7 protein-coding genes are annotated in these 8,319 nt (G+C 48.7%); all 7 read right to left on the bottom strand.

Annotation, left to right across the window (positions count from 1 at the left end):
- Positions 1-391: 391 nt before the first annotated feature.
- The 7 genes from QM657_RS19780 to QM657_RS19750 are packed head-to-tail and all read right to left on the bottom strand — an operon-like array spanning position 392 to position 8,054.
- Positions 392-1,111: a CvpA family protein gene (locus QM657_RS19780; protein ID WP_415068422.1), complete on the bottom strand. Its 720-nt coding sequence runs from the start codon at positions 1,109-1,111 to the stop codon at positions 392-394.
- Positions 1,112-1,122: 11 nt separating this feature from the next.
- Positions 1,123-1,956, bottom strand: coding sequence for a Cof-type HAD-IIB family hydrolase (locus QM657_RS19775; RefSeq protein WP_415068421.1), 834 nt, complete (start codon positions 1,954-1,956; stop codon positions 1,123-1,125).
- Between the two features lie 14 nt (positions 1,957-1,970).
- A complete protein-coding gene (locus QM657_RS19770) occupies positions 1,971-4,343 on the bottom strand; it encodes a tetratricopeptide repeat protein (RefSeq protein WP_415068420.1) in 2,373 nt (790 codons plus the stop codon).
- A gap of 59 nt (positions 4,344-4,402) precedes the next feature.
- Positions 4,403-4,999 (bottom strand): recombination mediator RecR, encoded by a 597-nt coding sequence (recR, locus tag QM657_RS19765; RefSeq protein ID WP_415068419.1) that lies wholly within the window; start codon positions 4,997-4,999, stop codon positions 4,403-4,405.
- Between the two features lie 2 nt (positions 5,000-5,001).
- Positions 5,002-5,355, bottom strand: coding sequence for a YbaB/EbfC family nucleoid-associated protein (locus QM657_RS19760; protein ID WP_415068418.1), 354 nt, complete (start codon positions 5,353-5,355; stop codon positions 5,002-5,004).
- Between the two features lie 17 nt (positions 5,356-5,372).
- Entirely contained in the window at positions 5,373-6,962 is a 1,590-nt protein-coding gene (dnaX, locus tag QM657_RS19755; RefSeq protein ID WP_415068417.1) for a DNA polymerase III subunit gamma/tau, read from the bottom strand.
- Positions 6,963-6,974: 12 nt separating this feature from the next.
- A complete protein-coding gene (locus tag QM657_RS19750; protein ID WP_415068415.1) occupies positions 6,975-8,054 on the bottom strand; it encodes a 6-phosphofructokinase in 1,080 nt (359 codons plus the stop codon).
- Between the last annotated feature and the right edge of the window lie 265 nt (positions 8,055-8,319).

Here is an 8,319-nt window from a genome sequence, read left to right as displayed (position 1 = left end):
GAATTTTCAGGGTTTTACATACTGTTCAATCTTCTGTTTTCAAAGTGCGTTTTGTTGTTTTTCTTGCTTAATCGGCAACTCATATAGTATATCATGCAGTCACTTATCTGTCAACAACTTTTCAAACTTTTTTCAGCCGGTTTTGAATGGCTGCCTTTGCGGTTTCTCTCGCATCGGGTCTTTAATATATCATGTCCCTTTCATATTGTCAAGGATATTTGTGCCCTTTATTCAAACAATTTTTCCTGTCTTTTTTCAACCACTATATGTATTAGTTTCCCCTGAATTTTTCTATATTTTGTGGTGTATGAAAAAATCTGCAGGAAGAGGGGTATCTCTCTTTGCCTGCAGATTTGTTTTAATTGCACATATGATAAATACAATTTTATTTCTATACCAGCTTTTGCAAAAGCCCTAAAACCATCAGATTCAGAAGGTTGTGGTCGTATAAAAAGGACAGCCATTTGCTCGCCTCAATCTGATTCAGCAGGGCAAGGCCCCAGCCGGTGGAGGGAAAAGCGGTGATGACCAGGCAGGCCAGCCATAAGAAGACAAGGCCTTCCAGACCTCCCAGCAAAGCCCCGGCAATCTGATTGATTCCGGACAGGATCGGAAGCTTGGAAATGATGTCCAGCCATCCGATGAGAAGTTTGATCACCATATAGACAAGTGAAAATAAAATCACCGAACCCAGAGAGCTGAGAATGACATCTGCCAGATAGCCCCCTATATAATCGGTAAAGGCGTTGACTCCAAGGGCCTGATACATCTCACTGTTATTGTTTTCAATCAGGGCTTCCTTCATGTTCTTTGGGAGTTCAAGGCCTTCGATCAAAAGGCGCTGGGCTGAGGGTGTTTCCAGAGCTTCGTCCGCCGGGACTTCTTCTTCGTCTAAGTGTATGGATTTTTTTATGCTTTCTGAAATGGTGTGCTGCAGGGCTGTATTTTCTTTTAAAAATCCCGTTACAACAGGGAGGGATACTCTTGCAATGGTAAGGGACAGGATTACTGCCACCATGGAAATCGCCAGCCGGATAAAGCCCCTCCGGTGGCCGTATAAAATCATTCCCAGCAGGTAGACTCCTGCTGCTATTGATAACCAGTTTTCCATATAAGACCTCATCATGATTCCGCCTTCAATACAAACCGGTCAATGGCTGCCGCCACTCCGTCCTCATCATTGGTGTTTGTTATGTAATCGGCTGCCGCAAGAAGTTCTTCTTTTCCATTTTTCATGGCAACTCCGATTCCGGCTGCCTGGATCATGGTCAAATCATTTTCTCCGTCTCCGATTGCCATGGTCTGACCGGCTTCCAGTCCCAGATGGGAGGCCAGACGGAGGAGGGCTGCTCCTTTTGTCGCACCGTGGGCATTGATCTCCAGGTTATTGGGAAGGGAGGAGGTGACCAGGATGTCATCTCTTTTTTCCAGTTCAGCTCTTAATCTGGCCCGTTCTTCCATGTCGGAGAAATACAGGTTGATCTTTTCCACCGGTTTTCGGCCGTTTTCTACGAATTCCAGGATGTTGGGGTGAACGTCCCTGGTCCGGCGGACTAATTCCTGCAGTTCCGGAGTCAGGCCGTATTTTGATAAATGGTCGAAAAAACGGCCTTCCGTTATTCCGCGGCCATTGATATAGGGGTCGTACATCACATCATAGGAATCCACAAACCGCAAAAGCTCCAGTGCCTGCTCACAGGGCAGCATGCAGGTATCGATGATCTGCTTTTGGGTCATATCTTCAACCACCGCACCATTGGTGGTAATGGCATAGCGGACACCGGGAATCCGGATTATTTCTTCGGGGATTCCGGATGCGCTCCGTCCGGTGCATGGAACGATCCAAAGCCCCTTTTCGCAGCACTCTGCAAGGGCCTGGAGCGTTCTCTGAGATATTTCCTTTTTGCTGTTTAACAGGGTTCCGTCTAAATCCAGTGCAATGAGTTTAATATTCACGTTTTATACTCCAATTAATAAATGAAATGTTCTTCCTTTAATATAAGAAGACCTTCTTTATCGTACTTTGTAGAAAACAGGCCTTTGAGCATTTTCCCAAGAGGGGGCTTTTCTGCCCGGTCAGCAGCTTCTTCAATCAGGCTTTCCGCATTGGTGCGGTTGAGAGGGAGACCGTCCTCTTCCATGATCTCGATTCTTTCATACAGCGCCAGCATGCTTTTACCGGTAACGCTGCAGTCGATCTCATTGGCATAGCGGCAGGCATATTGGGCAAATTCGTCAATGTCCATCTCTTCCCCATGAAAGCCTGGGCCTTCTTCATCACGGACAGAAGGGCGGTCTTCTTCGTAAAACTCCTCCTCTTCATATCCTTCCTCTTCTTCATACTCCTGATTCTGCCAGGAATCTGATTCTGCCGGATATCCCTGGTTTTCATACCTTGGGGCCTCATAGCTTTCCTGGGATTCTTCATAACCGTCTTCATAGGAAGGAGCATCCGGTGTTTCATAAGAAGGAATGGCCGTTTCATATGCAAGAGGCGCTTCATAGACAGGCTCTTTGGGAGCGGGAGCTTTATAAGCAGGTACTTTTGACGCGGCTCCCTGCTGGGGGCTTAAAGGAGAAGCCGGTATTTCCCTTTCAGGAATATTCTCATCCGGGTTTCTCACCGGCTGGGCCTGCATTTCTTCGCCGCTTCCGATGCATTCGAATTTGCTTGCGAGAGCTGGGTGATCACAGTGAAGGGCTTCCATCTGCTTGGGATTGTCGATGAGAACGACGATCATGCCGCTGGTATCCTCAGCCATCAGGGTATTTAATTCTTCTAAGGCTTCTGCGGTGAGATCACCTGCTTCTTCAATGACAAGGTCTTTTCCTGCCAGCTTTTCTGCGGATGCCAGCACGCCACGCTTGGACAGCTTTGATCCGGTGATTCTGGCAACGGGATTTTTTACGCCGCTTTCCAGATGTATCTGCTTTAAGGCATCCACTGCCATCTTAAGGCCTTTTTCCGGAGTTCTGGCTTCTATCATCAAATGATTCCGGACCGCAGCTTCTCCGATTTCTTCGTCTTCCTCTTCTTCATAAACATCTTCTGCCTCCGGGGCTTCATCCTGCCCGAAGGTATAACGCCAGGAAGCTTCACTTTCATCTTCCGGGTCCTCATAAGATGATTCATGAGATGATTCCGATGCTTCTTCGTCCTGATACGGTTCAGCTTCATAAGGCTGATGATAGGAATGGCCGTAATCAGCATCCTCAGAATCGAAAGCCTGAGGCTGATAGAAATCTTCCTCGGAATCCTCGGCTGTTACGGCTGACTGGAATCCGGCGTATTCAAACGGGGAGACAGCTTCCATCTCCGGCTCTTCCATGTCGTCTTCTTCAATCATGGGAGCGGAGAAGTAAGAGGGAACTTCTGATTCTTCATTTAAATATATTCCTCTGGGTTTTGGAAGAACGGCTGTGGGGTGTCCCACACGCCGGATATCTTCTAATACCCTGGTATGCTCCAGCCTGGGAGCTTCCTGTATTACCGGCTCATCATAGGAAATCCTGGACATTTCTCTGGCAATGCTTTCCTGAACCGCCTCTTCTTCCATGCTGGTTTCCGGCTCTTCATCCATGGGGGGCTCCTGAAACCTCATATCCTCGTAATAGGGCTCCGGCTCCTGAAGGGATTCTTCTTCGTAATACTCTTCTTCCGCCTCAGGTTCTGCAATCTGCCTTCCTCCGGCTCCGTATTCCAGCTCCACTGCCCGCAGCTTTGCCTCGTATTTATCCCGGTTTTCCACAAGGTCCATCTGGTAAGTGGTCAGGGGAGCGTATCTTATTTTTAAATCCATGGCCTTATCCACGTATTTCCCAAGGCCGAACATCAGCATGATGCGGTCGCAGGTTTCCACACAGCGGTCGGTCATGCCTGCGAGGCTGTACAGTTCTGCCAGCTCATACAGCCATTTTTCATCCAGCTCCACGCTGGTGTAGGATTCCAGGGAATGGATGAGCTGCTGGGCCGGGGCTCCTTTTGCTTTTAAAATCATGTAGCGCAGAAGCTGCTGCCTTGGGTCGTCAGAAGCCAGGTCGCCGAATTCTTTGTAATAGGCTTCGGCCTCTTCGATATTTCCTTCTTTGATGGCCAGTTCGGCCAGCTTATAAAGCAGCCGTTTTCCAATGGGTGCCCGTTCATAAGCCTGAAGAAGGATTTCCTTAGCTTCCTGATAGCTTCTGTTCTTTTCATAGACAGTGGCTACCATGGAAAGCAGAGTGATGTTGCGGACTCTTCTCCAGTCTATTGCATCGGCTATTTTCATAGCTGTCTCATAGTCATTTTTGCCTACCAGTTTTTTAATCTGTTCAACCTTTATATTAAACTCGTACTTATCCATTATTTATCTCCTAATGAATCTTTTCTTTCAGACTTCCAGCTTCTGACAAGACGGGGGTTTTACAGCTCTACCCGGCCTTCTAAGGCCCGCAGCAGCGTTACCTCGTCTATGTACTCCAAGTCTCCGCCCACGGGAACTCCGCTGGCGATCCTGGTTACCCTGATTCCTGTGGGTTTGATCAGCTTGCTGATATACATGGCTGTTGTTTCGCCTTCCAGGCTGGAGTTGGTGGCAATGATCACTTCTTCCACATCTGCCTGCAGCCTCTGCATCAGTTCTTTCAGCTTTATGTCATTAGGTCCTATTCCCAGCATTGGGGAAATGGCACCATGGAGCACGTGATAAACTCCTTCAAATTTCCCTGTTTTTTCATAGGCTGCCAAGTCTCTGGTATCCTCCACCACCATGATGGTCTTGTGATCCCGTTTTTCACTCCGGCATATGGGGCACAGCTCCTGATCGGTCAGGGTAAAGCATTCCTTACAATAGCGCACATTCCGTTTTGCATCGGTGATGGATGAGGAAAGGCCCATGACCTGCTCCTCCGGCATGTTGATAATGTGAAATGCCAGACGCTGTGCGGACTTGCTTCCAATGCCCGGAAGCTTAGACAGCTCTTCTATTAATCTGGTGATCTGACTGCTGTAATAATCCATGATTAGAAGGGAAATCCTCCGCCCATGCCTCCCAGACCGCCGGTCAGTTTTGCCATGGCAGCGCTGCTTTCTTCTTCCATCTGGCGGAATGCCTCATTGGTGGCTGCCACGATTAAGTCTTCCAGCATCTCGATGTCATCCGGGTCCACAACTTCCTGGGACAGTTTGACAGAGGTCACTTCTTTTTTTCCGGAAACAGTGACAGTTACGGCTCCGCCGCCTGCTGCTGCTGTATATGCCTTTTCTTCCAGTTCTTTTGTCGTCTCTTCCATCTGGCGCTGCATCTTCTGCGCCTGCTTCATTAAGTTGTTCATATTGCCAGGCATGCCGCCTGGAAAACCGCCACGTTTTGCCATGGTGTATCTCCTCCTGATTAATCTTCTATGGTTATATCCATTAAAATATTTGCTTTTAATTCTTCATCACTTACATATATGGTATCCAGCCGTTCTCCTCCGCTTCGAAGCCTCGCTTTAAAGGCGATGGATTTCTGGTAATGGTCTTCTACGTAACCCTGGATTTCAGCAATGGTGGATTCCCTGCTTCCTATCATATAGTTGCTCTGATCAGAAAAGACGATGGTGAGGCAGCTTTCTCCTGCCGGTTCCACCACTGTGTCACGGAAGCTGGCCCTGATGGGACCGCCTAATTCCCGTATGATCTTATTCCATTCGCTTCGGATTAAGTTTAAATCCTCCAACTGGCCTTTGGGAAGGGTGATCCGCTCTGCGGGAGTCATTTCCCGGTCAGCCGGAGCGGAAGCGGTTTCTTTGGAAGGCTCCGTTCCTGCGGAAGGGGCCATCACAACGCCTTCTTCCAGCATTTTTTCCATGACCAAAATGCGCTGGAGTATGGAATCTAAATTCTGTTCCATCTGGGGGCGGGTCAGCTTGATTAAAGCCACCTCGATGAGGACCCGCTTTTGGGAAGCGTAGCGAAGCTGGTTGGAAAGGTCTGAAAATACCCTGATATACCGAAGCAGGGTTTCCTGGTCCGCAAGCCGGCTGTCTTCCTTTAGAATGCTCTGGTTCTCTGCCGACATATCCAGAAGCCCTCCCGGATCGTCCACAGATTTTAACAGAAGCAGGTTTCTCAAATACCAGATGAAGTCAATGACAAACTGGCCCAGTTCCCTGCCCTGAATCACCATTTCTTCCAAGGCCAGAATGCAGTCCCTGGTCCGGTTTTCTGCCACGGCCCGGAACATGTTTCCAAATACCGTGATGTCCACGGCTCCCAGCACGTCTAAAACCAGGTCATAGGTCAGGGGTTCTCCGTAATGGAAGGCGATGCACTGGTCCAAAAGGCTTAGGGCATCTCTTAAGGCCCCGTCTGCCGACCTGGCGATATAGGTCAGGGCCCGTTCCTCCACCTGGGTCTGTTCTGTTTCCAGGAGCCCTTTTAGGTGCTCCACAATGGTTTCCACGGTAATCCGTTTAAAATCATACCGCTGGCACCGGGACAGGACAGTTACGGGAATCTTCTGGACTTCTGTGGTTGCCAGAATGAATATGACGTAGGACGGCGGCTCCTCCAAAGTCTTTAACAGTGCATTAAAGGCTCCTGTAGAAAGCATATGAACCTCGTCAATGATATAAACCCGGTATCTGCCTTCTGTAGGCGGGTACTGGACTTCTTCCCTGATTTCCCGGATGTTCTCCACGCCGTTGTTTGATGCGGCATCGATCTCCACCACATTGAGGGAGGCTCCGGCTGCGATGTTTTTACAGGTCCGGCATTCCCCGCAGGGGCTTCCGTCCATGGGCTGTTCGCAGTTGACCGCTTTTGCAAAGATCTTGGCAATACTGGTCTTTCCGGTTCCTCTCGTTCCGCAAAACAGGTACGCATGTCCGATACGCCCGGATACTATCTGGTTTTTCAAGGTCTGGACAATATGGTCCTGACCCTTTACATCGGAAAAGGACGAGGGGCGCCATTTCCGATACAATGCCGTATATGACATGGGAATGACTCCTTATTCGTCGCCGAAGCTGATGCCTGTCATCTTGGCTTCCCTGATGATCGAGCTCGCCGGGTCGACTGTTTTTAATTTTCCGGCTACTTCGGCTAAAGGCGTTTTTACAACCTCATTGTTTTTCACCGCAGCCATGTATCCGTATTCTTTGTTTTTAATCAGCAGAGCGGCTTCTGCCCCAAGGCGGGTGGAAAGCACTCTGTCGTAGGCGCAGGGCTGTCCGCCCCTCTGCATATGGCCGGGTACGGTGACCCGCACTTCCTGCCCGGTCTTCTCTGTGATCTGTGCGCCGATTTCATAGGCCACGGAAGGGTAAGCCGGGCCGTTTTTCTTTTTTTCTTTTAATTCTTTTTTGGTGAGGAGAGCATCTTCTTTGGAAATGGCTCCTTCTGCCACGGCAAGGATGGAAAACTTTTTGCCGTTTTTGCTTCTGGTTTTTAATGCGTCTATTACAACATTCAAATCATAAGGAATCTCCGGGAGCAGGATGATGTCAGCTCCTCCGGCTATGCCTGCGTACAGGGTGAGCCAGCCCACCTTATGTCCCATAACCTCTACAATAAAGACCCTTCCATGGGAAGCTGCAGTCGTATGGATGCAGTCAATGGCATTGGAGGCCACATCAACGGCGCTCTGAAAGCCGAAGGTGATGTCGGTTCCCCAAAGGTCATTGTCAATGGTCTTTGGAAGGGATACCACATTGAGCCCTTCCTCCCAAAGGAGGTTGGCAGTCTTCTGACTTCCGTTTCCTCCTAAAACCACAAGACATTCCAGCTTCAGTTTTCTGTACGTGTGCTTCATGGCCTCCACCTTGTCAAGGCCGTTTTCATCGGGCACCCGCATAAGCTTAAAAGGCTGTCTGGAGGTTCCTAAAATGGTGCCTCCCTTTGTCAGTATTCCTGAAAAATCTTCCGGTTTCATGACGCGGTAATCTGCGTGGATGAGTCCCTTGTAACCGTCTTCAAAGCCGATGATTTCTACATCGTCCATCATCCGGTACAACGCCTTTGCCACCCCGCGCATGGTAGCATTTAAGCTTTGGCAGTCGCCTCCGCTCGTAAGCATTCCAATTCTTATCATTAAAGAACTCCCCTTTTCTGATTCGGTTTGTCATATGGAAATAGGTACTATTATACCCATTTTATACTCAATTATAATACAAAGGGACATGGGGGGCAAGGGAAAACTTTATTTCCCGGAGAAATGTAAGAAAATATTAAAATGATTATTTGAAAACAAAAGACGCTGCGAAACAGTTTTCTGCTTCCCGGCGTCTGGAAATTCTTTATATTTAATCCGTGCGTCTCACTTTGAACCGCTACCACAAGCGTTACCCTGACAGTTA

The sequence above is a fragment of the Lacrimispora sp. genome (assembly GCF_047605665.1).
Lineage (GTDB): Bacteria > Bacillota > Clostridia > Lachnospirales > Lachnospiraceae > Lacrimispora.
This window is presented reverse-complemented; position numbering and strand designations above follow the sequence as displayed.

What these genes read in the sequence shown, in the direction of transcription:
- dnaX (WP_415068417.1), bottom strand. Translation starts at nt 6,962, where the DNA reads ATGTCATATACGGCATTGTATCGGAAATGGCGCCCCTCGTCCTTTTCC.
- QM657_RS19780 (WP_415068422.1), bottom strand. Translation starts at nt 1,111, where the DNA reads ATGGAAAACTGGTTATCAATAGCAGCAGGAGTCTACCTGCTGGGAATG.
- QM657_RS19760 (WP_415068418.1), bottom strand. Translation starts at nt 5,355, where the DNA reads ATGGCAAAACGTGGCGGTTTTCCAGGCGGCATGCCTGGCAATATGAAC.
- QM657_RS19770 (WP_415068420.1), bottom strand. Translation starts at nt 4,343, where the DNA reads ATGGATAAGTACGAGTTTAATATAAAGGTTGAACAGATTAAAAAACTG.
- QM657_RS19750 (WP_415068415.1), bottom strand. Translation starts at nt 8,054, where the DNA reads ATGATAAGAATTGGAATGCTTACGAGCGGAGGCGACTGCCAAAGCTTA.
- recR (WP_415068419.1), bottom strand. Translation starts at nt 4,999, where the DNA reads ATGGATTATTACAGCAGTCAGATCACCAGATTAATAGAAGAGCTGTCT.